Origin of the sequence: Arenibacter sp. ARW7G5Y1, from assembly GCF_003201775.1 — a bacterium.
Lineage (GTDB): Bacteria > Bacteroidota > Bacteroidia > Flavobacteriales > Flavobacteriaceae > Arenibacter.
Window position 1 is genome coordinate 170,772 of the sequence record NZ_QJJZ01000008.1, and the last position, 25,567, is coordinate 196,338.

Annotated in this window: 27 protein-coding genes; 8 read left to right on the forward strand and 19 right to left on the reverse strand. The window is 39.6% G+C overall.

From position 1 onward, the window contains the following. Positions 1-32 precede the first annotated feature (32 nt). Positions 33-764, forward strand: coding sequence for a biotin--[acetyl-CoA-carboxylase] ligase (locus C7972_RS13170; RefSeq protein ID WP_110356643.1), 732 nt, complete (start codon positions 33-35; stop codon positions 762-764). Between the two features lie 27 nt (positions 765-791). On the opposite strand, the gene C7972_RS13175 is transcribed toward C7972_RS13170, so the two are convergent. Continuing rightward, complete coding sequence (locus C7972_RS13175) at positions 792-1,184, reverse strand: SRPBCC family protein (RefSeq protein ID WP_110356644.1); 393 nt, start codon at positions 1,182-1,184, stop codon at positions 792-794. A gap of 3 nt (positions 1,185-1,187) precedes the next feature. Then, complete coding sequence (gene pyrE, locus C7972_RS13180) at positions 1,188-1,829, reverse strand: orotate phosphoribosyltransferase (RefSeq protein ID WP_110356645.1); 642 nt, start codon at positions 1,827-1,829, stop codon at positions 1,188-1,190. Positions 1,830-1,836: 7 nt separating this feature from the next. Here pyrE and C7972_RS13185 point away from each other — a divergent pair, with 7 nt between their 5' ends. Continuing rightward, positions 1,837-2,424 carry an NUDIX hydrolase gene (locus tag C7972_RS13185; protein ID WP_110356702.1) on the forward strand — a complete coding sequence of 196 codons (588 nt, stop codon included), beginning with the start codon at positions 1,837-1,839 and terminating at the stop codon, positions 2,422-2,424. Positions 2,425-2,428: 4 nt separating this feature from the next. Here the strand turns inward: C7972_RS13185 and C7972_RS13190 are convergent, their stop codons facing one another. From C7972_RS13190 to C7972_RS13210, 5 genes are all read right to left on the reverse strand, one after another. Next, complete coding sequence (locus C7972_RS13190) at positions 2,429-4,174, reverse strand: M14 family metallopeptidase (protein WP_110356646.1); 1,746 nt, start codon at positions 4,172-4,174, stop codon at positions 2,429-2,431. A 139-nt stretch (positions 4,175-4,313) separates the two neighbouring features. After that, entirely contained in the window at positions 4,314-4,724 is a 411-nt protein-coding gene (locus C7972_RS13195; RefSeq protein WP_110356647.1) for a response regulator, read from the reverse strand. Next, complete coding sequence (locus C7972_RS13200; protein WP_258364860.1) at positions 4,711-6,570, reverse strand: PAS domain S-box protein; 1,860 nt, start codon at positions 6,568-6,570, stop codon at positions 4,711-4,713. Before C7972_RS13200 ends, C7972_RS13195 begins: the two co-directional genes overlap by 14 nt. 218 nt (positions 6,571-6,788) lie before the next feature. Further along, positions 6,789-7,250 (reverse strand): pantetheine-phosphate adenylyltransferase, encoded by a 462-nt coding sequence (gene coaD, locus C7972_RS13205; protein WP_110356649.1) that lies wholly within the window; start codon positions 7,248-7,250, stop codon positions 6,789-6,791. Between the two features lie 105 nt (positions 7,251-7,355). After that, entirely contained in the window at positions 7,356-8,339 is a 984-nt protein-coding gene (locus tag C7972_RS13210) for a D-alanine--D-alanine ligase (RefSeq protein WP_110356650.1), read from the reverse strand. Positions 8,340-8,542: 203 nt separating this feature from the next. Here C7972_RS13210 and C7972_RS13215 point away from each other — a divergent pair, with 203 nt between their 5' ends. From C7972_RS13215 to C7972_RS13230, 4 genes are all read left to right on the forward strand, one after another. After that, positions 8,543-9,130: a PASTA domain-containing protein gene (locus C7972_RS13215; protein WP_110356651.1), complete on the forward strand. Its 588-nt coding sequence runs from the start codon at positions 8,543-8,545 to the stop codon at positions 9,128-9,130. 2 nt (positions 9,131-9,132) lie between these two features. After that, positions 9,133-10,164 carry an RluA family pseudouridine synthase gene (locus tag C7972_RS13220; RefSeq protein ID WP_110356652.1) on the forward strand — a complete coding sequence of 344 codons (1,032 nt, stop codon included), beginning with the start codon at positions 9,133-9,135 and terminating at the stop codon, positions 10,162-10,164. Between the two features lie 101 nt (positions 10,165-10,265). Then, the gene (gene yaaA, locus C7972_RS13225) at positions 10,266-11,027 is read left to right on the forward strand and encodes a peroxide stress protein YaaA (protein WP_110356653.1); all 762 of its coding nucleotides are present in this window, start codon (positions 10,266-10,268) and stop codon (positions 11,025-11,027) included. A 60-nt stretch (positions 11,028-11,087) separates the two neighbouring features. Then, a complete protein-coding gene (locus tag C7972_RS13230) occupies positions 11,088-11,450 on the forward strand; it encodes a hypothetical protein (protein WP_110356654.1) in 363 nt (120 codons plus the stop codon). Between the two features lie 20 nt (positions 11,451-11,470). Here C7972_RS13230 and C7972_RS13235 read toward each other — a convergent pair whose 3' ends face one another. Then, positions 11,471-11,599, reverse strand: a complete 129-nt coding sequence (locus C7972_RS13235) for a 30S ribosomal protein THX (RefSeq protein ID WP_110356655.1) — start codon at positions 11,597-11,599, stop codon at positions 11,471-11,473. Positions 11,600-11,806: 207 nt separating this feature from the next. On the opposite strand from C7972_RS13235, the gene C7972_RS13240 reads away from it, so the two are divergent. Next, positions 11,807-15,259, forward strand: a complete 3,453-nt coding sequence (locus C7972_RS13240) for a pyruvate carboxylase (RefSeq protein ID WP_110356656.1) — start codon at positions 11,807-11,809, stop codon at positions 15,257-15,259. A 130-nt stretch (positions 15,260-15,389) separates the two neighbouring features. Continuing rightward, positions 15,390-16,097 (forward strand): uracil-DNA glycosylase family protein, encoded by a 708-nt coding sequence (locus tag C7972_RS13245; protein ID WP_110356703.1) that lies wholly within the window; start codon positions 15,390-15,392, stop codon positions 16,095-16,097. 327 nt (positions 16,098-16,424) lie between these two features. Here C7972_RS13245 and C7972_RS13255 read toward each other — a convergent pair whose 3' ends face one another. The 11 genes from C7972_RS13255 to C7972_RS13305 form a co-directional block, all read right to left on the reverse strand. Continuing rightward, complete coding sequence (locus C7972_RS13255; RefSeq protein WP_110356658.1) at positions 16,425-16,640, reverse strand: hypothetical protein; 216 nt, start codon at positions 16,638-16,640, stop codon at positions 16,425-16,427. Positions 16,641-16,649: 9 nt separating this feature from the next. Beyond that, positions 16,650-17,414, reverse strand: a complete 765-nt coding sequence (gene trpA, locus C7972_RS13260) for a tryptophan synthase subunit alpha (protein ID WP_110356659.1) — start codon at positions 17,412-17,414, stop codon at positions 16,650-16,652. 49 nt (positions 17,415-17,463) lie between these two features. Continuing rightward, positions 17,464-18,645 carry a tryptophan synthase subunit beta gene (trpB, locus tag C7972_RS13265; RefSeq protein WP_110356660.1) on the reverse strand — a complete coding sequence of 394 codons (1,182 nt, stop codon included), beginning with the start codon at positions 18,643-18,645 and terminating at the stop codon, positions 17,464-17,466. A gap of 35 nt (positions 18,646-18,680) precedes the next feature. Continuing rightward, entirely contained in the window at positions 18,681-19,331 is a 651-nt protein-coding gene (locus C7972_RS13270; RefSeq protein ID WP_110356704.1) for a phosphoribosylanthranilate isomerase, read from the reverse strand. Positions 19,332-19,341: 10 nt separating this feature from the next. Then, complete coding sequence (gene trpC, locus C7972_RS13275) at positions 19,342-20,124, reverse strand: indole-3-glycerol phosphate synthase TrpC (protein WP_110356661.1); 783 nt, start codon at positions 20,122-20,124, stop codon at positions 19,342-19,344. A 46-nt stretch (positions 20,125-20,170) separates the two neighbouring features. Then, complete coding sequence (trpD, locus tag C7972_RS13280) at positions 20,171-21,163, reverse strand: anthranilate phosphoribosyltransferase (protein ID WP_110356662.1); 993 nt, start codon at positions 21,161-21,163, stop codon at positions 20,171-20,173. A 113-nt stretch (positions 21,164-21,276) separates the two neighbouring features. After that, a complete protein-coding gene (locus C7972_RS13285) occupies positions 21,277-21,894 on the reverse strand; it encodes an aminodeoxychorismate/anthranilate synthase component II (protein ID WP_110356663.1) in 618 nt (205 codons plus the stop codon). A gap of 87 nt (positions 21,895-21,981) precedes the next feature. After that, positions 21,982-23,379: an anthranilate synthase component I family protein gene (locus C7972_RS13290; RefSeq protein WP_110356664.1), complete on the reverse strand. Its 1,398-nt coding sequence runs from the start codon at positions 23,377-23,379 to the stop codon at positions 21,982-21,984. A 280-nt stretch (positions 23,380-23,659) separates the two neighbouring features. After that, positions 23,660-24,238, reverse strand: a complete 579-nt coding sequence (locus C7972_RS13295; protein ID WP_110356665.1) for a YceI family protein — start codon at positions 24,236-24,238, stop codon at positions 23,660-23,662. Between the two features lie 43 nt (positions 24,239-24,281). Further along, positions 24,282-24,914, reverse strand: a complete 633-nt coding sequence (locus tag C7972_RS13300; protein WP_110356666.1) for an NAD(P)H-dependent oxidoreductase — start codon at positions 24,912-24,914, stop codon at positions 24,282-24,284. A gap of 32 nt (positions 24,915-24,946) precedes the next feature. After that, positions 24,947-25,393 (reverse strand): MarR family winged helix-turn-helix transcriptional regulator, encoded by a 447-nt coding sequence (locus C7972_RS13305; protein WP_110356667.1) that lies wholly within the window; start codon positions 25,391-25,393, stop codon positions 24,947-24,949. Between the last annotated feature and the right edge of the window lie 174 nt (positions 25,394-25,567).

Here is a 25,567-nt window from a genome sequence, read left to right on the forward strand (position 1 = left end):
CAATACATTATATATTAATCATAAGATTGTAAATGCAATTAATCAAACTTAGTGCCACGGACTCAACAAATGCCTATTTAAAGGAATTGATGTTCCATAATAAGCTGGACGATTTTACAGTGGTAATGGCCCATACCCAATTGAAGGGACGGGGTCAAATGGGGACAAGTTGGTTCTCCGAGCCTGGTAAGAACTTGACTTTTAGTATTTTAGTGAAATCTTTGGAATGTCAGGTCTCGGATCAGTTTCTTTTGAATATTTATGTTTCTCTGGCAATCTATGACACTTTAACCCAACTTCAAGTACCTGATTTAAAGATTAAATGGCCTAACGACATTATGTCAGGACATTCCAAAATTTGTGGAATTCTCATTGAAAATATTTTATCCGGACAACATATTCAGGCCTCCGTTGTTGGAATTGGCTTAAATGTAAATCAATTGGGTTTCAATAAGCTTCCCAATGTGTCCTCCTTAAAGCTAATTTTAGGTAGATCGGTGGATCTGGATGAATTGCTATACAGTGTTGTTGAAAATTTAAAAAAGTTGATAGGGAACAAGGGGAAGGCGGATAGGGGAAATCTTTTTGGACGTTACGAGTCTGCCCTTTTTAGAAAGGATAAGCCGTCTACCTTTAAAAACCGTGACGACGAAATGTTCATGGGCTTTATAAAAGGCGTTTCCAGCGCCGGAAAACTAAAGATTTTAATGGAAGACGACATATTACAGGAATTCAACCTAAAAGAGGTGAAGCTACTGTATTGAACATTATATCCGAAAAATAGCCTAAACCTATATTTTGGAAAGATTCTCGGACAGTGTACCTATAAAATTATTGATCGGCGATTTTATCATCATGGCCATCATGGCGTTAAACTCCCCTTCAAAGCTTAAGGTTACCTCGCTTTCATTCTCATTTATTGCTACAATATCGGCAGTGAGGGTAAAGGGTAATTTATCACTTGCCGCTCCCAGAATTAATTGCGAATGTGGAGTTTGCTGTTTTTTTTGCAATACAATTTCGGGCATTCCTTTAAGTGCAAACAAAAATCTATCCTCATTAATAAGTTCGAACTTACTAATGTTTTCGGGCATTAAGATTTTAAAATTCTTCACATCGTTCAGAAAATCAAAAACTTCCTTACTGCTTTTGTTAACTTTTTTCTTAGGTGTTTCTAAATACATAATTTAAGATTGCCAGGTAGAGGGACTACTTTTCCACTCTAGTAAGGTTTTTAATTGATTCTCTTTTATATAATTGGTATCAGAAGCTTGCTGAATTAAAAAATCGTAATTGCTCAAAGTATGTAGATCCAAACCGTATTTCTTAAAATTTTCATTGGCTACATCAAAGCCATAAGTAAAGATGGCCAGCATTCCCTTTACGTTTGCACCATTGTTTTTTAAAGCATCCACAGCATTTAAACTGCTTTTACCGGTACTGATCAAGTCTTCAATGACGACTACGCTCTGATTGGCCTCCAAACGGCCCTCTATCTGGTTCTGCCGCCCGTGGGACTTGGCTTCGGGCCGTACATAAATAAAGGGAAGTCCCAAATACTCGGCAACCAGCATACCTATACCAATGGCCCCTGTGGCCACTCCGGCTATTACATCCGGTTTCCCGTAAAGGCTTTCCACTTGCTTTCCCATTTGTTCCCGAACATAATTTCTAATGCTTGGGTATGAGAGTATTATCCTATTATCGCAATAAATTGGAGATTTCCACCCTGAAGCCCATGTAAATGGATTTTCAGGTTTCAACTTAATTGCATTAATTTGCAGCAGAAGCTCTGCAGTTCTTTTGGCAGTGTCTTTGTCTAAAACCATGACGCAAATGTATAAAGTTTTTGTTAATGAGTCACCTCTGATTTTGACAAATAAATTATCGGATACGGCAAATAATAAATATTTTTTGTTGAACGGGTCTGCCATTAATGAGGCCATAGACGCTTTGGCAAGCAAAAAACTTAGTGAAGCTTTTATTTATCACCCGAATAGTGAAGAGATATTAAAGAAATTTTCGAAAAAAATACCACTAGTTGTCGCTGCTGGTGGAGTGGTTACCAACAAGGAAGGGAAGGTACTTTTTATTTACCGCAATGATAAATGGGACCTTCCAAAAGGAAAATTGGACAAAGGGGAGAGCATTGAGGAATGTGCACTGCGCGAAGTGGAAGAGGAAACAGGGGTAAAGGGGCTGAAGATCGAAAATTTTTTAAGGACTACCTACCATCTCTTTAAGAGGAATGGGACCTATAAATTAAAGGAAGTGCATTGGTTTGCCATGAAAACCAATTATAAGGGAGTTTTAGTGGGCGAAACCTCTGAAGGAATAGAAAAAGTAAAATGGAAAGGTCCGGAAAAAATCAAAAAAGCATTGGAAAATTCCTATGCCAATATTAGAATTCTGTTTGAAGATTGAGGGATTATTCCTTTAGGATTCTATAAACGGGATATTGCAAATGTTCCGGTTCATAGTATTTGGACCGTTTGTAAATCCAATCCAGCTGGGCATACCAATCGCTTGCAAAAGTACTGTCGATTTCTTTTTTAAGATTGAACTGGGTCTTCATTTCCAGACTGTCCTGAAGGATTTCCAAAGCGATATCTTCAAAAACATAAGGAGAGAAACCTTCCTTTTGTTGTAAAATAGCATCAAAATAATTCCAGTTAAAGAAAGAGTCCGTAGCCTCCGGTTCCAAGGTTTCCAATAAATAGCGCAAGCCCTTTTGATTGGTTGGTACCAAGATATCCCCCGCCGTAAAATCAACTTTTTGGTTACTGCGCTTTACTTTGGTATTATAATGTGGGTAGTGTCCCTCATACGAATTTTCGGCAGTACTGTAGCTGTCTATTTTATATGTCTCCACCGCTATGGAAGTGTCTTGTTTTAAGGTTTTAAAGCTTATCTGGTTTACGGATAATAAATCTATTATTCTGTCCCAACCCTTCTTTATGACATATGCTTTGGGAATTTCCACCTCGTGTGTTGGTTTAAAAAAATTTTGGTACTCCACTTCTTTGGTAAACGGTCTGTTTCTATCATATTTAAGCCTGGGAAGCCCTGTTATTTCACTGTTAAATTCATCGGCTTCATATCCTTTGAATTCCAGGATAGTACTTTTGGTTGTATCGATGGCCCATTGTAGGGGGTAGTTTTGTTTCTCTAGGTAAACTTCAAAAGCATTCTCCCTTAAATTTTTAATCTTCTTGTAATCTTTCTCTGAAATATCCAAAATCTTGGTCATTAAGGCGTATACGCCTTCTACCCTTTGTTTGTATGGCTTAAGCATATGTGTTTCCACCATTAGGCCCAGGGTGTTCCAAAGAGTGGTATATCCTGTGGAGTATCTGGGGTAATCCATAAATTGGGAAAAGCCTTTTTCGGGTACTTGATTAAAAACATTCACATAGGGCGTAATATCCCAGTCCGCCTCCTTGAGCGAATTTTCAAGTGCGGGAACCATCTCTTCGTGAAGGTATTGGCCCAATTCACCTCCCAATTTGTTGTGCTGGGTAAACAGGTGGGTAAGGGTGTATTGATAATCCGCTCCATTGCTAACATGGTTGTCTATAAAGATATCCGGTTTTATCAAGTGGAAAATTTTGGAAAAAGTGTGGGCGTTCTTTGTATCTACTTTTATAAAGTCGCGATTAAGGTCATAATTTTTCGCGTTGCCTCTAAAACCATGGGATTTAGGACCATTTTGATTTACCCTGGATGTTGAATTTCTGTTCAAGGCTCCGCCAACATTGTAAACGGGTATGGTAACCACAACCGTGTTTTTGGGGGCTTCTATATTTTTTAGTACCAAATCCCTAAATAATAGCATGGTGGCATCAATGCCATCGCTTTCTCCTGGATGTATGCCATTATTTATTAATAAAATACTCTTATCCCTGCCAATTTTTTGAAAATTAAAATCGGCGTCCGGGTTGTAGGTTACAACATGTAGGGGGTTACCGCTATCGGTATTGCCAATGATCTGTATATTTATTTCTGGAAATTCCTTGGCAAGTTGAATGTAGAAATCTATGATTTGGAGATAGGTTGCCGTTTCTTCCCCGTTACTGCGCTCAAAAACAGTTTTAATGTTTTCAATTTTTCTTTCTTTTTCGGTCTCGCAAGAAATAAGACAAAGCAGTAAAAAAAGTCTTACCAGAAGTTTCATGCTAGGTTATAATTTGTTTAAAACTCAAAAAAAAGACCTTGAAGTCCAATTGGAAAATGAGATATAAATAGGTTTTGAACTTTTTAAATAGAGGTTCAAAATCATCTTCTAGAAATCAAAGTTAGCTAAAACTTGGGTATTACACGGCAATGGCTGCGGTAATTTTTTCTATGTCGGCCTTTCTGATAGGTTTGCTATTGTAAATAACGGTGTGATGTGTCAGGGATCTGAAATTCTCGGCCTTGTCCATGTCAAATTGGTCAATGGAGGAGGTTACAATGTTTATATTGACTTTTTTGTGAATGGGCAATTTTATGAATTCTTCCAAGAATTCCCATCCATCCATTATTGGCATGTTGATGTCCAGAAAAATTAAATCGGGCAGTTCCGATTTTTCAATTATCATTTTCTTTATACGGTCCATTGCTATTTGACCATTTTTAAATTCAAAAATGTCCTTACAGGAGGCAACAGAAGTTAATATTTTTTTAATTTCGTAAATCGTTATAGTGTCATCATCGACAATAAAAATTGAATTAATTTTTGTCATTAAAATATAAATTAAAAGTGCTTCCTATACCTACTTGGCTTGTAGCACTTATTTTACCATGCATGGCCTCAATTTGATTTTTTGTAATATACAGCCCTAGACCTTTTGCGTCCGAATTGCCATGAAAGGTTTTGTACATTCCGAATAACTTGGTTCCGTATTTTTTTAAATCCAGCCCTACGCCGTTGTCTTCGATACTTATGACCGTATAATTTTGAACATAGTTTACGCTTATCTTTATTATTGGGTCAACATTCGGTTTTTTATACTTTAGGGCATTGGTAATAATATTTGTCAATATGTTTTTTAAGTAGGCAGGTACTACGTTTATGTTAAGATCATCGGATACCTCACTAATTACTGTGGCCTTGGCCTTGTTAAGCTGGGGATTGATTTGTTTAAGTACGGAGTTTAACTTTTTGTTGAAGTTGACCTCTTTCTTAATAATGTTGGACTCGGTATTGATGGCCACGATATCATTTAAATTATGAAGTGTTTCCATAAGGTTTTTAGAGGAATCCATAAGCATTCCCATTATTTTTAGTCTTTCATTTTCATCCTTTTCGTTGCCCAAGAAATCCAAGAGCATGGCAAAATTGGCAGAATGGGACCTTAAATTGTGCGAAACAATATGTGCAAAATTAATCAGTTTTTTATTCTGGGACGAGGTTACTGATATAAGATTTTTAAGTTCTTTTTGCTTTTGCTTTTGTTCGGAAATGTCCATGCTAATTCCTACAAGTCCTGTAACCTCCCCATTCTCCCCTATTAGAGGGATTTTGGAAGATAGAAATGTAATAACCGAACCATTGGTGTTGGTGCGCGTTAATTCCTTGTTCAGCATAGGAATTTGAGAGATCATGACTTCAATGTCCTCATCCCTGAATTTCTGGGCCGTGTCCCTGTCGTATAGGTCAAAATCATCCTTGCCGATAATATCCCTCTCGTTTTCAATACCAAGAAATTGAAGTTCGGATTTATTTGCGAGCAACTTCCTGGATTGGGTATCCTTAATATAAATCTGTAAGGGTAGGTTGTTTATCAGGGTCTTTAATAAATGTTCGTTGTCTTTGGTCTTTTGTTCTTTCTCTACAAAATCCGTAATGTCCTGTACAATTCCTATGAGCCCCACGTATTCGCCATTCTTATATAATGGCTTTCCGGAAACATTCACCCACTTTTCATTTCCTTTGGCGGTAATGATCTGCAATTTTTCGTTCCAAGGAGTTTTTTTCTGGTTGGCGGAAAAAATGGCCATGGAAATGGTGTTCCTGCTATAACCGGTCTTGTAGAAATTTACAGAGTTGTCTATGTTGATCTCGAAATCGTCATCGACCTCAAAAATACGCCTGATCATTTCACAGCAAGTAAACTTATCTTTCGATTTTTGATATTCCCAATTCCCTATTTTTCCATGCTGTCCTGTTTCCTTTTGCAGGAATTCCAGTTTCTCGATTTTTAATTCTTTTTTAACCTTTTCCGATACATCTTCGGTTTGGAGGATTGCCCCTACTATGTTTTCCTGTTCATCGTACCATGGAATATTTGTCCATTCGAACCACTTCTCTTTAGAGTCTTTATCCAGATAGGCCTGTAATTCCGACTCCGGGAATTTACCATCAAAACAGGCCAACAAGTTGTTGGACCATTTAGTACTTGTTTTATCCAATAGGTCATAAATGGATTTTCCAATATAATCCTGACCTTGGAAACCAAAATCTTCAGCCCACTTGTCCGACGCGAGCACCACCTTAAATTCCTTATTAATAAAAACAGTTGGTTTTGGCAACTGTTTTATCAGGAATTGGTTTGATATGATGGGGGTATTCATAATCATCTGTCGCATTTTCCTACAATAGTAGTCCGATTATTTAATACAACGAATAGATTGTTGTGAATTGGACAAAATTAGTTGTGTAACTGTAATATAAGGAAATTTTAGGTCATTTTCCCATTTGTTTGGTATTATTCAACTGGGAAAATGTAGTGGACCTTTGGCAGCAATTGGTGTCCAAGGCCATATTTGCGTTGGATTTTTTGAAGGTTCAAGACAGGGAATATGTTTTATTTTGTTCTGACGGAATCGGGAACCAGGCCGGAGTAATCGCCACCGTTTCTAATAACATCCCTAACAATGGAGGAACTAATGTATGATTTGCCCGAAGAGGTAAGCAGGAATACCGTTTCTATTTCGGAAAGCTTGCGATTGGTATGGGCTATGGCCTTTTCAAATTCGAAGTCCCCAGGGTTTCTTAAACCCCTCAAAATAAAGGCTGCGTTAACTTTTTTGCAAAAATCAACGGTTAATCCCTGATAGGTAAGGACGGTTATTTGCGGTTCATTCTTAAATGAATCGGAAATAAATCTTTTGCGCTCCTCGAGACTGAACATGTATTTTTTATCTGTATTTACCCCTATGGCTATAATTAGTTCATCAAAAAGGGTTATTCCCCTTTTAATAATGTCATAATGCCCTAAGGTCAATGGATCAAAAGAACCTGGAAATATAGCGCGTCTTGTTTTCATTATTGCAAAATTAAAGTTGTCAATCCCCGGGGGTCCAAAAATGTGGCCGGAAATATAATGTTGGCTAAAATACCCATTCTGTTGTAATTGGGTATGGGTCTAAAATTACTTATTTTCTCCCAAAGCCTCCCAAATGGCACTTTCAAAGAGTTCAGAAAGCGAAATGCCTGCTATTTTTGCCTGCTGTGGCAATATACTTTCTGTGGTAAGGCCAGGTGTGGTGTTCATTTCCAGCATAAACGGTTCGTCATCTACAAATATGAATTCACTTCTTGAAAATCCTTTCATTTTCAGCACTTCATAGGCTTTCTGCGCTATTTGGCCCACCTTTTTCTCTTGTGCCTTTGTAATTCTTGCTGGTGTTATTTCTTGGGATTTACCTTCGTATTTGGCTTCATAATCAAAAAAATCGTTCTCCGATACAATTTCGGTGATCGGTAATACTTTTGTCTTCCCTTCGTATTTTATGACCCCGACCGATACTTCGGTTCCGTTTAAAAAGGATTCTATAAGTATTTCATTGTCCTCTTTAAAGGCATTTTCTATGGCCTTCGGCAATTCTTCCTTTGTATAGACCTTGGAAATACCAAAACTGCTGCCAGCTTTGTTGGCTTTTACAAAACAGGGCAATCCTACTTTTGCTATAATTCCATCTTCGTCAATAGGGTCTCCCAAGTTGATATAGTATGAAGGGGCCGATTTAATACCATATGGTTTCAGAACACTCAGTAGGTCTCGTTTGTTAAAGGTCAAAGAGGCCTGGTAGTAATCGCAGGATGTTTGCGGAATTCCCAAAAGTTCAAAATAGGCCTGCATAAGGCCGTCTTCACCAGGTGAGCCGTGAATCGCATTAAATACGCAGTCGAATTTTATGATCTCAGAGACCAATTCAATGGTGAAATCATGCCTGTTAACAGGGTACTCCTTTTGGTCTGGGTCTACATAGACCCATTTGTCCTTGAAAATATGTATTCTATAGGCGTTGAATTTTTCCTTGTCCAAATAATCGTATACCACCCCTCCGCTAGTCAAGGAGATCTTATACTCGCTAGAGTAACCGCCCATTATAATTGCAATATTTTTTTTCATTGGATATATCTAATTTTTAATAATTGGTTCTTTGGATAATTATTTAAGTCATTGTCCTACAAGAGGTTTTATGGTATTCCCCAATTTTTAAGTGAAAATTCCATTGGGCATTCCACGGGTCAAAATCAATAAATAAATATCATGCATTCAAAGTAAAGAAAAAGCGTTCGGTTTTCTATCTTTGCGACACAAGAAATTATACTATGCGAAATTTTTTTAATTTTTTAACAAGTAAATCATTTTTGATTCAGTTGGTATTGGCCTTGTTGGTTTCCATTTTGTTGGTAGTTGGGGCAATGCAATATCTAAAGGCCACTACCAATCACGGTAAGTTTGTTGAAGTTCCGGATCTATCCAAATTATCGGTAACTGAGATGAGATCCCTTATCGATCGATCAAAATTGAGATATGAGGTATTGGATTCGGCCAACTACAATCCAACTTATCCCAGATTTTCAATCATAGATCAGACGCCCCGTGCCGGGAGCAAGGTTAAGGAGAACAGGAAAATTTATATTACTGTTAACCCATCCGGGTATAAAAAGGTTACTATACCCAATATTATTCAGGTAACACAAAGAAATGCCAGCTCTATGCTCAAAGCGGTGGGCTTGGATGTGGAAAGGGTTACCTATGTGGATGAATTGGGAAAGGATATGGTCTACAACATTAAGTATAAAGGAAAATATATTGTCCCAGGGGACAAACTGCCAAAAACATCAAAGATAGAGTTGATATGTGGCAACGGTAATATTACCTCAAGAGCAGAAGTAAAGGCGGGGTCCGAATAATTATGGAAGCACAGGACGAGTTTGAAATAAATGAAGAGGAACTTTTTGAGCATCATAGTTTTAAGGCTTCCAAAGGGCAGGATCCATTAAGGATCGATAAGTTTTTAATGAATTTTATTGAAAACGCCACCCGAAATAAAATTCAACAGGCCGCAAGGGATGGAAATGTATGGGTAAACGGTGCAACGGTAAAACAAAATTACAAGGTAAAGGCAGGTGACCATATCCGGGTCATGTTTGCGCATCCTCCCCACGAAAATTTACTTATACCGGAGAACATACCTTTGGACATTGTATATGAAGACGATGTGCTTTTGGTGGTAAATAAACCAGCAGGGATGGTTGTGCATCCTGGCCATGGAAATTATTCGGGAACCTTGATCAATGCCTTGATCTATCATTTTGAAAATTTGCCAAAGAACAGTGATGAACGTCCCGGACTTGTGCACCGTATAGATAAGGATACCTCTGGCCTGTTGGTCGTGGCAAAAACAGAAGCTGCAATGACCCATTTGGCCAAACAGTTTTTCGATAAAACCAGCGAACGCGAGTACATAGCATTGGTATGGGGAAATGTGGAGGAGGAAACAGGTACCATTGAGGGCCATATAGGCAGGAATCCTAAAAACAGATTGCAGATGCATGTGTTTCCGGAAGGGGAGCAGGGCAAGGAGGCGGTTACCCACTACAGGGTACTGGAGCGCTATGGATATGTAACCTTGCTTTCCTGTACCTTGGAAACAGGAAGAACACATCAGATTCGGGTGCATCTTAAACACATTGGCCATACCTTGTTCAACGATGAGCGGTATGGAGGGGAAAAAGTTTTAAAGGGAACCACCTTTACTAAATACAAGCAATTTGTGGATAATGCCTTTAAAATTCTACCCAGGCAGGCACTGCATGCGAAGACCTTGGGGTTTGTGCATCCCACTTCCGGGAATTTTATGAGGTTCGATTCCGAAATACCGGAGGATATGGCCAACTGCATTGAAAAATGGAAGCACTACGCCAAGCACAGTCAAGCTGAATAGGTTTCGTTTATACCAATATTGATAACAAGATTTTAAAGGGCTAGGTAATTTAAGGTACAGCCATTATTTTTGACCTAATTCTTAACAATATTCCAACGAGTATGAAAATAGTGATATCACCTGCAAAATCTTTGGATTTTGAAAGCCCATTACCCACCAAGGAATTTTCCCAGCCTTATTTTATCAAAGAGGCGGAACAGTTGAACAAGGTTTTGGCAAAAAAGAATCCAAAGGCCCTGTCAAAATTAATGGGCATTTCGGCCAATCTCGCTGAACTGAACTGGGAAAGGAACCAGCAGTTCACTGTTCCCTTTACAGAAGAAAATGCGAGGCCTGCGATTTATGCTTTTAACGGGGATGTTTACCAAGGCCTCGATGCCTATACCTTGGCACCCAACACCTTGGAAAACCTTCAGGGGAAGCTAAGGATATTATCGGGATTGTACGGCGTTTTGAAACCCTTGGACCTTATGCAGCCCTACAGGTTGGAAATGGGAACCCAATTAAAGATAGGACGTAAAAAGAATCTGTACGAATTTTGGAAAAAGCAAATTACCGATTATCTAAATTCAGAATTGCAGGACAAGGAGCTTTTTCTTAACCTGGCAAGCAATGAATATTTTAATGCAGTGGACGAAAAGCACCTAAAGGTACCTGTAATTACCCCAATATTCAAGGATTGGAAGAATGATAATTTAAAGATAATAAGTTTTTTCGCCAAAAAAGCTAGGGGTTCCATGGTGCGTTATATTTTGGATACCGATGCCAAAACCTTGGACGATGTTATGAGGTTTGACAGAGATGGATATCTGTACAGTAAGGAACATACCCTGAAGGAAAATCAACCCGTGTTTATCCGATAGAATATTTCTGAAAAAAAAGCGTTATTTTCAAATAAGTACTACTGCTTAATTGGGATTGATATGAAACGACTCGCTTTATTGTTTTTGATTGTTACTGTGTTTATTGGTTGTACGGATAGGGATGATGACCTGGAAGGAGTGAACATCAGGATTAAAAATGAAAGCAGTGTTACTTTTGATACCGTACAGGTAGGAAGTGACGATATGATTCATGAAAATATAGCACCGGAAGAATATTCCGGTTATCTGGAATATGAGACTGCTTATTCCTATGCCTACATTAATATAATGGTAGCTGGGGAGACTTACGTTTTGCAGCCTATAGATTTCGTAGGTGAAACACCACTGGAAAATGGATTTTACACCTACGTGTTAAATCTTTCAGAGGAGGGCGACGTTATCCTGAGCTTTATGGAGGATTAACCTGCCATAAGATTTTGTCATTATTTTTTTTTGTCAGGACTTATTTTTTCTTCCACATTGGGTCTTTTCTTAATTTTTCGTTTGCGTCTTGTGCCATATGTGCCGTTAATAATTTTTCCTCTTTTCGATTTTTTATCACCTTTTCCCATTTTCTCTGTATTTTATCTTTTTTAAAGTTAATTTATTAATACCTTATTGGCAAGTTTCAAATGGAAACAGTTTTGATCCATGATTTTTATTTGTAACAAATTTATTGAAAGATTTACTTTTAACATATTGGCGACCTAGCCCTAATATGCTAAGTTTGCACTATTATAAAATTATGTTAAATTGAGCAATTCCAAAAACGTAATAGGTTGAAAATAAAAAAGGTATTAGTAGCAAATAGGGGAGAGATAGCAATACGTATATTCAGGGCATGTGTTGAAATAGGAATTAAAACAGTAGGGGTATATACTTACGAAGACCGATATTCCCTACACCGATATAAAGCCGATGAAAGTTATCAAATAGGAGAGGACACAGAGCCCTTGAAACCCTACTTGGATATGGACGCCCTTATCAAGGTTGCAAAGGACAATAACGTGGACGCCATACATCCAGGATATGGTTTTCTTTCCGAAAATGCCAAATTTGCCCAAAAATGTGACGACAACGGTATTATTTTCGTTGGCCCTAAGGTGGCAGTCCTAAAGGCATTGGGCGATAAGATAACGGCCAAGGATGTTGCTGTTGCCAATAATATACCTATTATTAGAAGTAGTGATAAGGATTTGACCACTATTGATATTGCACTTTCAGAAGCAAAGGAAATAGGTTATCCATTAATGCTTAAAGCCGCTTCCGGGGGTGGTGGTCGCGGAATGAGGGTGATCCGTACGGAAGATGAACTTAAAAAAGGATTTCCAGAGGCCAAGAGGGAATCCCTGAATGCATTTGGCGACGATACTGTTTTCCTTGAGAAATTTGTGGAAAACCCCAAGCATATAGAAATTCAGATCGTTGCGGATACCCACGGTAATATTGTGCACTTATATGAGCGCGATTGTTCGGTGCAACGCCGTTACCAGAAGGTAATAGAGTTTGCTCCTTCCATTGGTCTGCCACAGGAGACAAAAAATAATTTATACAAGTATGCTATCGACATTTGTAGAGCCGTTGATTATAACAATATAGGAACGGTAGAATTTTTGGTGGATGATGACGGTAGTATCTATTTTATTGAAGTAAACCCACGAATTCAGGTTGAGCATACGGTGACCGAAATGATTACCAATATAGATCTGGTCAAGGCCCAACTGTTTATAGCGGGTGGGTATAAGCTTTCCGATAAGCAAATTAAGATCCAAGACCAAGCTTCCGTAGTGGTTACGGGCTATGCATTGCAATGTAGGATAACCACCGAGGACCCAGGTAATGATTTTAAGCCGGATTATGGCGTTGTTACTACTTATAGGAGTGCCTCCGGATTGGGTATTAGGCTGGATGCCGGTAGTATTTATCAGGGGGTGGCCATATCTCCCTTTTTCGATTCCATGCTGGTCAAGGTATCGGCAATTAGTAGAACTTTGGACGGCTCGTGTAGAAAAATGCGCAGGGCATTGGCTGAATTTCGAATCCGTGGAGTTAAGACAAATATGGCCTTCCTGGACAACATCTTGAAGCATCCTACTTTTAGGGAAGGCAAGGTGACCGTTAATTTTATTAAGAATGAACCAGAACTCTTCAAGTTTGTGGAACCAAGGAACCGAGCCAATAAATTGGTCGAGTTTCTGGGGGAAACTATTGTAAACGGTAATCCCGATGTTAAGAAATTGGATAAGGATCATATTTTTTCCAAACCGAAAGTTCCTTCCTTTCCCAAATTGGAAGGTTTTCCAAAGGGCACAAAGGATCTGTTGACGGAATTGGGCCCTGAACAATTTGCACAATGGCTGAAGAATGAAAAAAAGGTCCATTTTACCGATACTACCATGCGCGATGCCCATCAAAGTTTGCTGGCCACGCGTATGCGAACAATAGATATGTTAAAAGTGGCCGAGGGCTATGCCAAGAACCACCCAGAGATATTTAGTATGGAAGTTTGGGGAGGGGCCACCTTTGACGTCTGCCTTCGTTTTCTACAGGAAAATCCATGGGAGCGGTTGGAACTATTGCGTAAAGCGATGCCCAATGTACTATTGCAGATGTTGATCAGGGGTTCCAACGGAGTTGGTTATACCGCTTATCCGGATAATTTGATAGAGCGGTTTGTAGAGGAGTCCTTTAAGTCTGGAGTAGATGTATTTCGAATATTTGATTCGCTCAACTGGATGAAATCCCTTGCCCCATGTATTGAATATGTACGAACCAAGACTGCCGGCCTGGCCGAAGGCTCCATTTGTTATACCGGGGACATTTTAGACCCTACAAAAACGAAGTATGACCTAAAGTATTACGTGCAATTAGCCAAGGATATTGAAAATGCGGGTGCCCATATTTTGGGAGTAAAGGATATGGCAGGTTTGCTAAAACCCTATGCCGCTTATGAATTGATTTCTGCTTTAAAATCGGAAATCAACATCCCTATTCATTTGCATACCCACGATACCTCCTCTACCCAATCGGCCATGTACCTTAAAGCTATAGAGGCCGGCGTGGATGTAGTGGATGTTGCCCTGGGCGGATTGTCCGGGCTTACTTCCCAGCCCAATTTCAATTCGGTGGTGGAGATGTTGCGTTTTAACGAGCGTCAGAATATTTTAAATACCGATAAATTGGCCGAGTATTCCAATTATTGGGAAACGGTCCGTAATTACTATTATACCTTTGAATCCGGATTGAAGTCGGGTACCGGAGAGGTATACAATCATGAAATACCTGGCGGACAGTACTCCAACCTAAAAGGGCAGGCCATAGCTTTGGGATTGGAAGACAAATTTCCCGAGGTAACCAAAATGTACGGTGAAGTAAATAAACTGTTCGGGGATATTGTTAAAGTAACCCCTAGTTCCAAAGTGGTAGGGGATATGGCACAATATATGATCAGTAACGGACTTACGGCAGAGGACGTTCTTGAAAGAGGGGATAGCATTAACTTTCCACAATCTGTTATAGGGTTCTTTAAAGGGGATCTGGGCCAACCTGTTGGTGGTTTCCCCACTAAGCTACAGAAAATTGTTCTGAAGGATGAAAAACCGTTTACGGATAGGCCCAATGCACATTTGGAGCCTATAGATTTTGATAAGGAATTTAATGCCTTCAAAAGAAAATTCAGTTCAGGAATGGGACGCGAGCTACTTATAACCGATTTCCTTTCCTATAAATTATATCCAAAAGTTTTCACGGACGCCTATAACCACCATGTAAAATATGGCAATGTGGTTAATATCCCGACCAAGAATTTCTTTTATGGGATGGAAATAGGGGAAGAGATCATTGTGGAGCTGGACAGGGGTAAAAACATACTGGTTTCCCTTATGCTCAAGGGAGAACCCGATGAGGCAGGAAATGTTAGTATATACTTCAAGGTAAACGGTCAATTGCGAAACGTAATTGTTAAGGATAAATCCGTTAAGGTAGACAAGGTAGAAAATGTTAAGGCGGATTCTTCAGACCCTAAGCAGATAGGTGCCCCTTTGCAGGGATTGTTATCCAGTGTATTGGTAAACAAGAACCAAGAGGTGAAAAAGAACCAGCCTTTGTTTGTTATTGAAGCCATGAAAATGGAAACAACCGTTACTGCCACGGAAGAGGGTATTGTGGATAGGGTGCAATTAAGTGGTGGTTCCCTGGTAAATTCCGAAGATTTGGTGGTGGTGTTAAAATAATTGGCATTGCACAATACATAATGTAGTTGCAGGGAACTTGCCAATATTTGGGCATATCCCTGCAACTTTTGTTTTTAGACGCATTACCTTTGTAAGGACAAAGCTCTTTAAATACATGAAGTCTTCCAATATGTTCTTACATACACATCCGTACGAGCCCTTTATATTCGAGGATGCCACCAAGCTAATAGTAGGGACCCTACCGCCGCCCAGATTTACTACGGGTGATTTAAAGGAGGGGGACGTTGATTTCTGCTACGGTAGTCGGGATGGCCAATTGTGGCCCATATTGGATCGAATTTTCGGACTTAATTTGGATTTTGAAACTACGGAAAGGGCCATAGGGCAGCGTGTGGATTTTCTGAAGGAACGAAAAATAGGGATTTGTGATATAGTACAAAGTGCAGAACGTTCCAAGATCGATGCTTCGGATCTGGGGATGGAAAACATTGTATTAAGGGATATGTTGGCTTATATTCAACAATGTCCCAAAGTGGATACCTTATTGTTTACAGGGGGAAATAGTAAAAATGGTCCTGAGTATTTTTTTAGAAAGTATCTCAAGGAACATGACATTGGCCTGGAATTGGTTTCTGCGGAGGTGCCCCGTGTACATCGCTTTGTTCTTCCCTTTGCCAAGTTGGATAATTCTTGGAAAAAGAGGGGAAAGACTATGGTACGCAGGGAGAGAATAATTAAGACAGTGTCCTTAACAGCACCTTCGGGAGCTGCCAATAGGGCGGTTGGAAGCTTGGAGAAATATAAAAGGATAAAAGACAAGAACCCTGAATTCAATACGATCGATTTCAGGGTCTTACAGTATAGGGAATTTTTCTAAAAGTATCTTACAGTACTTCAGTACATATGCAGACATATAATTATTGGCGTTTGTTGAGCCTATTTTTTATGGTTTCTTTTTTTAGTATCTACATTGGAGTTCCCAGAGGGATTGTTAGGATAGGATTATTGCACTTTTCCTTTAAATTTTCCTTATTGTTTTTAATTCCCATTCCTATTAAGTTTTATGGTTTATCCCAACTTAAAAACAATTTGCAAAATGCAGTTACAGCCAAATTAAACCTTTGTAAGGGAATGTTAGGCGGGCGAAATGGGTTTGAATAAATGGATTTCTGTAAAAGCAGGAATCCATATATCCTTCATAAATTTACCTTTTTAAGGCTTTTAAGACCAATATCCTAATGAGTAGAACAAACGGAAACCCATGTAAAAGAACATCGAACCAGTCCATGGGTCCCATTCCCGTTGCACCACCGGATATCCATTTCAATTTGCCCAGAATATGGGGTTCAGGAAAATAAGGAGCCAAGCCAAGGGTTAGGCACAAGAGCAGAATTATTTTCCAATTATTGATAATCTCCATTGTTGTAATTTATTTTTGGATTCCCTTTACGAACTCCCCAACTTTATCTACCCCTTTTTGTGTCAGAAATTTAATAAATGCCGATCCAATTATGGCTCCCTTGGCATGTTTGGTGGCCTGTTGAAAGGTCTCTGAATTGCTTATGCCAAAACCAACAATCTGTGGGTTCTTCAACCTCATATCCGAAATGCGCTCAAAGTAGGCTTCTTGATTGTTTCCGAAACCATCTTGGGAACCGGTAACACTTGCAGAACTTACCATATAAATGAACCCGTCCGAAGCAGCATCTATTTGACGGATACGGTCATCACTGGTTTGTGGGGTTATCAAGAAAATATTCACAAGACCATATTTTTTAAAAATGGCTTCGTAATTTTCCTGATACACATCCAAAGGCAGATCGGGCAGAATAAGTCCGTCTATTCCTATTTCCTGACATTTTTTGCAAAATTCCTCAACGCCATATTGAAGAACGGGATTGAAATATCCCATAAGGATCAAGGGTATGGAAACCGATTTGCGGATATCTTTTAGCTGTTGAAACAATAGCGAGGTGGTCATGCCATTCTTCAGTGCCTGGGTAGAACTGGCCTGAATGGTTGGGCCATCGGCCAAGGGATCGCTGAAGGGCAATCCGATCTCAATCATATCCACACCATTTTTTTCCAGATCTTGAATTATTTTTACCGTATCGTTCAATGTGGGGTAGCCCGCGGTAAAATATAGGGACAATATTTTCTTGCCTTCTTGTAATTTTTGATGTATTCTGTTCATTCTAAAATTATTTTTTGCATTGTCACTAGGGTGGCAATGTACATATAGCTTACAGTTTGAAATATTTTATATAGGTATCCAAATCCTTATCTCCGCGCCCCGATAGATTAAAGACCACTATCTCCTCTGGTCGGAATTTTCTGGTTTCCAAGATGGCAAACGCATGTGAGGACTCAATAGCAGGGATAATCCCTTCCAACTTGGACAATACCATTCCCGCCTGCATGGCCTCATCGTCCGTTACCGCAATAAATTCTGCCCTGCCGGTTTTGTATAGATGTGCGTGCATGGGGCCAACCCCTGGATAATCGAGTCCCGCAGAAATGGAGTAGGGTTCCGTAATCTGCCCATCGGCAGTTTGCATCAATAAAGTTTTGCAACCATGGATGATCCCCATTTTCCCAAGAACGGAGGTGGCGGCACTTTCGCCGCTATCCACGCCCAGTCCTGCCGCTTCTACAGCAATAATGCCCACTTCCTTTTCATGAAGGAAATGGTAGAAGGTACCGGCCGCATTGCTTCCCCCACCAATACAGGCCACTACGTAATCCGGGTTTTCCCTGCCTTCCTTTTCTTTTAATTGCCATTTTATTTCTTCGGAAATAACGGATTGAAATCTGGTAACCATATCCGGGTAGGGATGTGGTCCTATGGCCGATCCAATTATGTAATGGGTATCCACGGGGTTATTGATCCAATCCCTAATGGCCTCATTGGTAGCATCCTTTAGCGTTCTACTTCCGGAAAGGGCAGGTCGTACTTTGGCTCCCAGCATTTTCATACGAGCAACATTGGGAGCCTGCCTGGCAATATCTATCTCGCCCATATACACAATGCACTCCATTCCCATAAGGGCGCATACCGTGGCCGTTGCTACGCCATGCTGGCCTGCACCTGTTTCGGCAATGATCCTTGTCTTGCCAAGTCGCTTGGCCATTAAGATCTGTCCGATGGTATTGTTTACTTTATGGGCGCCGGTATGATTGAGGTCTTCGCGCTTTAAATATACTTTGGTGTTGTACTTTTCGGACAACCTTTTTGCAAAATAAAGGGGCGAAGGTCTACCCACATAATCCTTCAATAATTGATCAAATTCCTTTTTAAAGGAGGGTTCCGCCATTATTTTTAGATACTGCTGTCTAAGGTTTTCAACATTTGGATAGAGCATTTCCGGAATAAAAGCTCCTCCAAATTCACCATAATAACCCTTTTCGTCTACGTTGTAATTCATGTTTTTATAGTATAGTATTCAGTACTGAGTATTGGTTACCCATTGCCCAGTACTTCTTTAAATTCCTTCAATTTTTTAATATCCTTTAATCCTGGTTCCGATTCAAATTTACTATTGACATCAATGGCATGGCAATATTTTGATTCCGGCCTTTGTTGAAATTCCCTTATTTTTTCAACCTCCTCCAATCCAATGCCACCACTTAAAAAATAGGGTTTGGTAGAGGGATAGTTCTTTAGCACTTCCCAGCTGAAGGTAAATCCATTTCCACCAGGTAATTTGCCTTTGGTGTCGAAAAGAAAAAAATCGCATATCTCCTCGTAGGGAGTTAAAACACCAAAATCAAAATCGTCCTTAATAGAAAACACTTTTATGATTTTTAGGCTTGCCGTACCTATAGCATTTGTACGGTCTATATTGGCTATTTTGAGCTTCCTACAAAATTCCGGGTTTTCCTTACCGTGCAATTGAACGGCATCCAAACTATAGGTTTCAATTTTTTCCAAGACTTCCTCAATAGTGGCATCAACAAAAACACCTACTTTTTCAATGGAAGGTGGTAATTGGGGGATGTTTCCTTTAAAAAATCTTTTGGAGGGTTCCCAAAATATAAAACCCAGATAATCCGGATGAAGGGTGGCCACTTCCTGGGTATTCAATTTCATTCCACACACTTTCAGTTTCATGGCCATGCTGTTACTTAATCGATTTAATAAATTGTAGGGCGCTCTCTCCTGGGTTATCCGTTTTCATAAAATTCTCCCCAATAAGGAACCCTTGATATCCGTAAGGTTGTAATTCTTGTATGGCTTCAACGGAACTTATGCCGCTCTCGGAAACCTTCACAAAATCGTCCGGGATTAATTTGGATAGGTTTTTACTGGTTTCCAGGCTTACTTCAAAAGTCTTTAAATTCCGATTGTTCACTCCCAACATGTCCAAACTGGGCATAATGGACTTTTGTAGTTCTTCTTCGTTGTGAACTTCCAACAATACATCCAATTGCAATTGTTTGGACAATTCGGATAGAGTTTTAATTTCCTTCCTGCTCAATATGGCCGCAATCAACAATATCACATCTGCACCATGGGCCTTGGCCTCCAATATTTGATATTGGTCTATGATAAATTCTTTGCGAAGCAATGGCATTTGTACGGATGCCCTGGCCAATAATAGATCGTCCAAGGATCCGCCAAAATATTTTCCATCCGTTAAAACCGACATGCCACAGGCGCCGGCTTTTTCATAGCCGACCGCTACATCGGAGACACTGTTGTTTTGGTTGATGACCGATTTGGAAGGGGAGCGCCTTTTGTGTTCAGCGATTATCCCAGTATTGCTATTTCTCAAGGTATTTGCCAAAGAAACTGTAGGTCTGTTGAACAATATGGAAGCTTCCAATTGGGCAACCGGAATAATCGATTTTTTTAGATCCACTTCCTTTCTCTTATCCAAAACTATTTTGTCCAGTATATTCATAGGTACTGTAAGGCCCGCTTGTGCAAGGCCCTTTATTTTTTATTTTTTATTGACTTAAGGCCTGTAATTTTTTTAATGCAGCCAACCCTCTTCCGCTGACCAGGGATTCTTTGGCTTCCTCAAAGCCTTCCCTAGGGCTTATTCCCTTAACAGTGGCAATGGCAATTCCAGCATTGGCACAGACCACATTATTTTGCGGTGCAGTACCTTTTCCCTGTAGTACATTAAGAAAAACCTGGGCAGATTTTTCTATACTATCTCCTCCCGCAATATCCAATGCGGAGATGGTTTCAACACCAAAATCCGAAGGCTTTAACATTCCCTCCGATTTGTTGGTAATTGTTTTGGTATTACCTGTCAATGAAATTTCGTCGTAACCATCCAAGGCATGAAGGACTGTAAAGTTTTTATCGGTCTTTTGGTATAGATAACCGTACATCCTGGCAAGTTCCAAATTAAATACGCCGACCATTTGATTTTTGGGGAAGGCCGGGTTCACCATTGGGCCCAACATATTAAAGAAGGTTTTAACTCCCAATTCCCTGCGTATAGGGGCTACATTTTTCATGGCCGGGTGAAATAAGGGGGCATGTAATACACAGATACCTGCCTCGTCTATACATTTTTCAAGAAATCCGGCCTCATTACTGAATTTAATACCCAAAAACTCCATGACATTGCTACTGCCACATTTTGAGGATACTCCATAGTTGCCGTGTTTGGTTACCTTAACACCGGCTCCGGCCGTTACAAAGCTGGCCAAGGTGGAAATATTGAAGGTGTCTTTCCCATCGCCTCCGGTACCACATAGATCTATGGGGTTGTATTGAGATAGATCCACCGCCAAACAAAGTTCCAATAAGGCGTCCCTAAAGCCTTCCAACTCCTCTATGGTGACGCTACGCATCATATAAACGGTTAAAAAAGCGGCAATCTGGCTTGTATTGTAATCTCCTTTGGCAATATTGACCAAAACCTGTTTTGCATCCTCTTTTGGAAGTACATCGTGATTGATCAGTTTGTTTAGAATATCTTTCATTATTTCTATGGTGTTGAGATATAAGTACCATGTACTTGGAATTCTCTGTTACTATATGTTGTTATTGTTGGGTGCGATAAGGAAAATTAATAGTTGATACTCATTAATTACTTCTAGTTTTTTACCCAATTCTCCAATATTTTCTTCCCATGGGGGGTCAATACGGATTCGGGGTGAAATTGTACGGCACATACATTATATACCTTATGGCGTAAAGACATGACCTGTCCATTTTCATCAAAGGAGGTGGCTACCAACACTTCTGGTAGTGCAGGGTCCACTACCCACGAATGATAGCGCCCCACCTCTATTTCTTTAGGCAATCCTTTAAAAAGGATATCGTCTTTTACAATATTTATTTTGGTAGCTATTCCGTGATAGACCTGGTCTATATTGACCAAAGACCCTCCGAAAACTTCAGCTATAGCTTGCTGTCCAAGGCATACACCAAAGATACTTTTTGTTGGTGCATACTTTGAAATGATTGCTTTCAGCAAACCGGCCTCATCGGGTATTCCAGGCCCTGGGGAAAGAACGATCTTGTCAAAGGCTTCGATTTCCTCAAGATCAATTTGGTCATTTCTTTTGACGGTTACACTGCAATCCAAATCCTCCAAATAGTGGACCAGGTTATAAGTAAAACTGTCGTAATTGTCTATAACCAATATGGAGGTTCCCTGGAGATTGGTCGAGGGGTTGGTATTCGCTATTTTGTCTGTCTTCTGTTTCATACTATTGTTGTCCACTTTGGAACATCTTAAATGGTTCTTGCATTTTCCTAAACAATAAAGTTCAAGGCAAATTTGATGGGAGTTTTTTTATATGGTTTCCGCTATTTCCAAGGCTTTGGTCAGAGCCCCCAATTTATTGTAAGTCTCCTGTAGTTCATTTTCTGGATTTGAAGCTGCTACCAAACCGGCTCCGGCCTGGTAGTGCAATTGATGATTTTTACTTAAGAAGGTACGGATCATAATTGCATGGTTGAAGTTCCCGTTGAAATCCATAAACCCAATGGCCCCACCGTAATAGCCCCTACTTGTTTTTTCGTATTTCTCAATGAGTTGCATGGCCATGTGTTTGGGGGCACCGCTTAGGGTACCCGCAGGAAAGGTGTCGGCGACAACTTTCATGGTAGGGATGTTCTTTTTCTTTAGTCCCGTTACTTTGGAGACCAAATGTATTACGTGTGAAAAGAATTGTACTTCCCTGTAATTTTCCACTTTAACCATAGTGCCGTTTCGGCTCAAGTCGTTTCTTGCCAGATCAACCAGCATAACGTGTTCACTGTTCTCCTTGTCATCTATTTTTAATTTTTTGGCCAATTCGGCATCCTGTTCATCATTCCCTGTTCTTTTGAAGGTCCCTGCAATTGGATGAATTTCGGCTTTGCCATCTTTTACTATTAATTGGGCTTCTGGAGAACTTCCGAAAATTTTGAAATCCCCATAGTCAAAATAAAATAAATAGGGAGAAGGGTTTATGGACCTGAGCGCCCTATAGACGTTAAATTCGTCGCCCTTAAATTCCTGCGAGAACCTTCTGGACAATACCAATTGAAAAACATCGCCCCTATTGCAATGCTTTTTTGCCAGCTCTACGTGCTGTTTGTATTCCTCATCCTTTAGATTGGAAATGGGGTTTCCTTCTTTGGAGAAATTGTAGGAGGCAAAGTTTTTGGCGTTGAGGATCTGTTCTATTTCCCCAATGTTATTTTGGGATTCATAACAGTGCGCAAAAATATAAGCTTCGTTTTTAAAATGGTTAATGGCCACTATATTTTGATAAATGGCGTAATAGATATCGGGAATGGAGATACTGTTATTTTTCTTGGAAATGTCTATGTCCTCAAAATACTTTACTGCGTCATAGGCCATATACCCGAACAGGCCATTGTTGATAAATTTAAAGTTGTTGTTTTGGGAATCAAATTTTTGACCAAAATCATGTAAAATACTTGGGATGTCCGTTTGTTCGCCCACACTGATCTCTTCTATGGACCCATCTGGAAATTGTTTCGTAATGGTTTCGTTTTCCACTTTTATGGAAGCAATGGGATTGCAGCAGATATAGGAAAAACTATTGTCGTTGGCATGATAGTCACTACTTTCCAACAGGATACTGTTGGGGAAACGATCCCTTATTTTTAAATAGACACTTACGGGGGTAATGGTGTCCGCAAGTATTTTTTTATGATGTGATATTAGCTGGTATTTCATGTTTGTTCTTTTAATTGCTACTCTCTGCCAATGGGTTCTTTAATTTCTATGATAAACGAAAAAAAGGCTTGTCGTGATGACAAGCCTTTTATATAGTTATACTACAATGATGCTTTGCTCACGATGTTTTTCGTAAGTTGCTCCACCACCAAGTATTTGATACCATGTTCTTCATTGAATGCCAAATATAAGAAGGAATTTTAAATTTACAAACCTGTGTTACGTAAAAAATAAAAAACCCCACAATTGTGAGGTTTTAAAAATCTTGAATTGGTTGGGTTTAGAATACCAAATCCACTACCAGATCAAATTCGTCATAAATGGTTTTGTCCCCTAAATTATCAAAGAAACTACCAGATCCGTACTTCACGTCATATAACGAACGGTCTACCTTCATTGTGGCAGTGGCCTTGTTTCCATAGACGGAAATATCGAAGGTAACGGGATTGGTTTTCCCTTTTATGGTAAGGTCTCCGGTTACTTCATAGGAATTTTTTCCGGTGGACTTTACGGTAGTGAAGACCAATTTGGAGGTAGGATGTGCCTCAACTCCGAAAAAATCATCGGATTTCAAGTGATTTTCCAACTTTCCTTTGTATTCCCCCTGCAGGTCGTTTGAAACCAAAGTTGGCATATCCACTACAAATTCGCCCCCGGTTAATTTATCACCGTCAAATATTAAGGAGCCTTCTTTTAGGGCAATGGTTCCATGGTGGGAACCGGTAACCTTATATCCTTTCCAAGTTACGGTGCTTTCCGATGTTTTAACTTGTTTAACTTCGTTATCCACAGGAGTGGATGCAAGGGCGGTTAAACCTGTAAATACGGACAATACTAAACTCAATGCATTTTTTTTCATAGTTTCAATTTTAGATAATGTTTGTTAATGTTACTGTTTCTGTTTATATATGTGTAATTAAATTTTCTTTGGCTTTGCGCACTTTTTTGTAATGTTGTGTTTTATCCTCCTCGGACCTATAGCCCACGGCGATTAGAACTGCTGCGTTAAGTCCTTTCCCTTTAAGTCCAAGGATTTCATTGAATTGGGCATTGTCAAAACCCTCCATAGGACAGGTGTCTATTTTAAGGTCCGCTGCCGCCGATAAAAGGTTGCCCAGGGCGATATAGGTCTGTCTTGCCGTCCAGGTGGCTTTTGCGGATTCGGATAATGGCATTAATTTGGATTTCATAAAATCTGAATAAGCTTGTAGATCATTGGACGGAATACCACGTGTTTCACTTACATTGTCCAAGTAATCATCTACCAATTCTTCCCCAAAAGTAGACTGGTTGGCCAGTACTATTAAGTGGGAGGCTTCGGTTATTTGTGACTGTCCCCAAGCTGCTGGCTGTAATTTTTTTCTCAATGCAGCATCTTCTATAACCAGTATCTCGTAGGGCTGTAATCCGTAAGAAGATGCACTAAGGGAGGTGGCCTCCAGTAAGTTGTCTAAATCTTTTTGCGACACTTTTTTGGAAGCATCGAATTTTTTGGTGGCATAACGCCAGTTCAAATTTTTGATATAGGAATTCATATTTTGAATTTTATAATTATTTATACTTGCTTTTAAAATTTGTCCAGTAGGGCATTTAATGTGGTTAAATCCTCCACTGTAAAGTTTTTTAATAATTTTTCTTCTGCCTCTTTCATGGCAAAATCCATTTCAGTCAATGCGGTTTCGCCTTGGACAGTGATATTTATTTCCACCTTTCTACGATTGCTGGGACACACCATGCGGTCTACATACCCCTTTAAGATCAACTTGTCCACCAATCTAGTGGTGTTGCTCATTTTGGTTACCATCCTTTCGTTCAAGGTGGAAAGATTGGCGGGTCTGCCCTTTTGTCCCCTTAAAATTCTCAGCACATTAAATTGCTGAAGGGAGACACCATGTGGTTTAAGTGCTGTGGTCATGATTTCATTAATCTTGCTTTCCACTAGACTTAAATGTATGAGGGTCCTGCTCGCTAAAGGAATTTGTTTCTCGGTTTTAATTATTTTTTCTACATTCATGTCGTTACAACAATTGTATATACAAATGTATGATTTTAATGCTGTATTCCAACAATGCCGTTGCCAAAAATTTGTTAAAAATTTAATTTGTTATTGAAGGTGCAACAATGGCCTGGTTTATTGGGGCTGTCTGCTTCATTATATATTTGACCTTAATTATTGGATGAATTTTTA

What these genes read in the sequence shown, in the direction of transcription:
- C7972_RS13245 (WP_110356703.1), top strand. Translation starts at nt 15,390, where the DNA reads ATGTTCTTACATACACATCCGTACGAGCCCTTTATATTCGAGGATGCC.
- C7972_RS13230 (WP_110356654.1), top strand. Translation starts at nt 11,088, where the DNA reads ATGAAACGACTCGCTTTATTGTTTTTGATTGTTACTGTGTTTATTGGT.
- pyrE (WP_110356645.1), bottom strand. Translation starts at nt 1,829, where the DNA reads ATGGTTTTAGACAAAGACACTGCCAAAAGAACTGCAGAGCTTCTGCTG.
- C7972_RS13195 (WP_110356647.1), bottom strand. Translation starts at nt 4,724, where the DNA reads ATGACAAAAATTAATTCAATTTTTATTGTCGATGATGACACTATAACG.
- C7972_RS13295 (WP_110356665.1), bottom strand. Translation starts at nt 24,238, where the DNA reads ATGAAAAAAAATGCATTGAGTTTAGTATTGTCCGTATTTACAGGTTTA.
- C7972_RS13290 (WP_110356664.1), bottom strand. Translation starts at nt 23,379, where the DNA reads ATGAAATACCAGCTAATATCACATCATAAAAAAATACTTGCGGACACC.
- trpC (WP_110356661.1), bottom strand. Translation starts at nt 20,124, where the DNA reads ATGAATATACTGGACAAAATAGTTTTGGATAAGAGAAAGGAAGTGGAT.
- C7972_RS13210 (WP_110356650.1), bottom strand. Translation starts at nt 8,339, where the DNA reads ATGAAAAAAAATATTGCAATTATAATGGGCGGTTACTCTAGCGAGTAT.
- C7972_RS13220 (WP_110356652.1), top strand. Translation starts at nt 9,133, where the DNA reads ATGGAAGCACAGGACGAGTTTGAAATAAATGAAGAGGAACTTTTTGAG.
- C7972_RS13235 (WP_110356655.1), bottom strand. Translation starts at nt 11,599, where the DNA reads ATGGGAAAAGGTGATAAAAAATCGAAAAGAGGAAAAATTATTAACGGC.
- C7972_RS13175 (WP_110356644.1), bottom strand. Translation starts at nt 1,184, where the DNA reads ATGTATTTAGAAACACCTAAGAAAAAAGTTAACAAAAGCAGTAAGGAA.
- C7972_RS13170 (WP_110356643.1), top strand. Translation starts at nt 33, where the DNA reads ATGCAATTAATCAAACTTAGTGCCACGGACTCAACAAATGCCTATTTA.
- yaaA (WP_110356653.1), top strand. Translation starts at nt 10,266, where the DNA reads ATGAAAATAGTGATATCACCTGCAAAATCTTTGGATTTTGAAAGCCCA.
- C7972_RS13255 (WP_110356658.1), bottom strand. Translation starts at nt 16,640, where the DNA reads ATGGAGATTATCAATAATTGGAAAATAATTCTGCTCTTGTGCCTAACC.
- C7972_RS13305 (WP_110356667.1), bottom strand. Translation starts at nt 25,393, where the DNA reads ATGAATGTAGAAAAAATAATTAAAACCGAGAAACAAATTCCTTTAGCG.
- C7972_RS13300 (WP_110356666.1), bottom strand. Translation starts at nt 24,914, where the DNA reads ATGAATTCCTATATCAAAAATTTGAACTGGCGTTATGCCACCAAAAAA.
- trpB (WP_110356660.1), bottom strand. Translation starts at nt 18,645, where the DNA reads ATGAATTACAACGTAGACGAAAAGGGTTATTATGGTGAATTTGGAGGA.
- C7972_RS13200 (WP_258364860.1), bottom strand. Translation starts at nt 6,570, where the DNA reads ATGCGACAGATGATTATGAATACCCCCATCATATCAAACCAATTCCTG.
- C7972_RS13215 (WP_110356651.1), top strand. Translation starts at nt 8,543, where the DNA reads ATGCGAAATTTTTTTAATTTTTTAACAAGTAAATCATTTTTGATTCAG.
- trpA (WP_110356659.1), bottom strand. Translation starts at nt 17,414, where the DNA reads ATGAACAGAATACATCAAAAATTACAAGAAGGCAAGAAAATATTGTCC.
- coaD (WP_110356649.1), bottom strand. Translation starts at nt 7,250, where the DNA reads ATGAAAACAAGACGCGCTATATTTCCAGGTTCTTTTGATCCATTGACC.
- C7972_RS13270 (WP_110356704.1), bottom strand. Translation starts at nt 19,331, where the DNA reads ATGAAACTGAAAGTGTGTGGAATGAAATTGAATACCCAGGAAGTGGCC.
- C7972_RS13185 (WP_110356702.1), top strand. Translation starts at nt 1,837, where the DNA reads ATGTATAAAGTTTTTGTTAATGAGTCACCTCTGATTTTGACAAATAAA.
- C7972_RS13190 (WP_110356646.1), bottom strand. Translation starts at nt 4,174, where the DNA reads ATGAAACTTCTGGTAAGACTTTTTTTACTGCTTTGTCTTATTTCTTGC.
- trpD (WP_110356662.1), bottom strand. Translation starts at nt 21,163, where the DNA reads ATGAAAGATATTCTAAACAAACTGATCAATCACGATGTACTTCCAAAA.
- C7972_RS13285 (WP_110356663.1), bottom strand. Translation starts at nt 21,894, where the DNA reads ATGAAACAGAAGACAGACAAAATAGCGAATACCAACCCCTCGACCAAT.